3 protein-coding genes and 1 pseudogene are annotated in these 1715 nt (G+C 70.9%); all 4 read left to right on the plus strand.

What is annotated here, in order from left to right; translation table 11 throughout:
• Positions 1-277 (plus strand): annotated as a pseudogene (locus E1200_RS34245) (hypothetical protein); the annotation flags it as partial.
• A 30-nt stretch (positions 278-307) separates the two neighbouring features.
• Positions 308-742 (plus strand): roadblock/LC7 domain-containing protein, encoded by a 435-nt coding sequence (locus tag E1200_RS33130; protein ID WP_131956595.1) that lies wholly within the window; start codon positions 308-310, stop codon positions 740-742.
• A complete protein-coding gene (locus tag E1200_RS33135) occupies positions 739-1119 on the plus strand; it encodes a DUF742 domain-containing protein (RefSeq protein ID WP_131956597.1) in 381 nt (126 codons plus the stop codon). Before E1200_RS33130 ends, E1200_RS33135 begins: the two co-directional genes overlap by 4 nt.
• Complete coding sequence (locus E1200_RS33140; RefSeq protein ID WP_131956599.1) at positions 1100-1681, plus strand: ATP/GTP-binding protein; 582 nt, start codon at positions 1100-1102, stop codon at positions 1679-1681. Before E1200_RS33135 ends, E1200_RS33140 begins: the two co-directional genes overlap by 20 nt.
• Positions 1682-1715: the final 34 nt, after the last annotated feature.

Genomic DNA, 1715 nt, shown 5'->3' on the forward strand with positions numbered 1-1715 from the left:
CCCCGAACCACCGCCGGCGGCCGCGGAGCCCCCGCGTCCGGCCGAGGCGCCGGCCCCGCCGGAGCCCGCCGCCGGGGAGCGGCCGCCGCTGCCGCGCCGCCAGGCGCAGACGCACCTCGTGCCCGAACTGGCCGAACCGCCCGCGCCCCCGCAGGAGGAAGAGGAAGAGGAACGGGAGGTCGTGCACAACTCCGGGCTGATGGCGGCTTTCCAGAGAGGAATGCGCAGTGCCCAGGAGGAGGACATTTCTTCGGAGAAGCCGGACAGCGTCAGCTGACGAGGCAGGACACATGAGAAGGAGCGTGCATTGAGTGGCGTCGCCCCCAACCAGGCTCAAGATCTTGCTTGGCTGTTGCAGGGGCTGGGTGAAGAGGTTCCGGTCATCCGCGGAAGCGTGCTGCTCTCCGCGGACGGCATGCTGAAAGCCGCCCACGGTTTCGACCGCACGAGCGCGGAGCAGCTTTCCGCGCTCGCTTCCGGGCTGTTCTCCATAGCGCGCAGCACCGGAACGAAATTCGACGACAGCAACGAGGTGCGGCAGGTGGTGGCGGAGCTCAGATCCAGCCAGCTGTTCATCTCCTGGGCGGGCTACAATTCCGTGCTCGCGGTGCTGGCGGGCGCGGAGGCCGACCCCGCCGTCGTCGGTTTCGAGATGGCCCGGCTCATCAGGTCCGTCCGGCCGTTCCTGCACACCGCGGCGCGGTCGGCGGCCACGACCGCCGACCGAGACCGGCCGATATGACGTCCGGAGACGAGGTCCGGCCCGAGGACGACGAGGTCTGGCTCGACGACGACGCCGGGCGGCTGGTGCGCCCCTACACGGTGACCGCGGGACGCACCCGCCCGACCGTCGACCTCGACATGCTGACGCTGGTGGTGTCCGTCCGGCTCTCCCCCGCCCTGGACGTGGAGTACACCCGGGCGCTGGAGCTGTGCCGGACGCCGACATCGGTCGCCGAGGTCGCGGCGCACCTGCGGCTCCCCACGGCGGTCACCAAGGTCCTTCTCTCCGATCTGGTGGAGCGCGGCGTGATGACCGTGCAGGAGGCGCGGATCGCGGCCGACCCCACCGACCGAGCCCTGCTGGAGGCACTGCTCGATGGCCTACAACGAGTCTGAACCGCTGCCGACCCAGGTGAAGATCCTGGTGGCGGGCGGTTTCGGCGTCGGGAAGACGACGTTCGTCGGTGCGGCCAGCGAGATCGAGCCGCTGTGCACCGAGGAGCTCATCACCTCCGAGAGCGTCGGCGTCGACGACCTCGGCGGGATCGAGGGCAAGACCACGACCACCGTCGCGCTCGACTTCGGCAGGATCACGATCGAGCAGCACGGGATCGTGCTCTACCTGTTCGGCACCCCCGGGCAGCGGCGCTTCTGGTTCCTGTGGGACGAGCTCGCCGCCGGGGCCCTCGGCGCCGTCGTCCTCGCCGACACCCGCCGCCTGGCGGACTGCTTCGACGCGGTCGACTTCTTCGAGAACAGGGGCCTGCGGTTCCTCGTCGCGGTGAACGAGTTCGACGGCTCGTTCCGCTACAGCCCGGACGAGGTGCGCTCCGCCCTCGAACTCCAGCCGGACGTGCCGATCGTGCTCTGCGACGCGCGCAGGCCCGGCTCGGCGATCGCGGCGCTGCGCTCCTTGATCCTGCACCTTCTCTCCATCGCCCCGTCCGCCCCCGTCTGACGCGGCGGCGGGATCCGGCCCCGCCGGGCCCGTC

Source organism: Actinomadura sp. GC306, from assembly GCF_004348665.1.
In the GTDB taxonomy this organism is placed as follows: Bacteria; Actinomycetota; Actinomycetes; order Streptosporangiales; family Streptosporangiaceae; genus Spirillospora.

What these genes read in the sequence shown, in the direction of transcription:
- E1200_RS33135 (WP_131956597.1), top strand. Translation starts at nt 739, where the DNA reads ATGACGTCCGGAGACGAGGTCCGGCCCGAGGACGACGAGGTCTGGCTC.
- E1200_RS33140 (WP_131956599.1), top strand. Translation starts at nt 1,100, where the DNA reads ATGGCCTACAACGAGTCTGAACCGCTGCCGACCCAGGTGAAGATCCTG.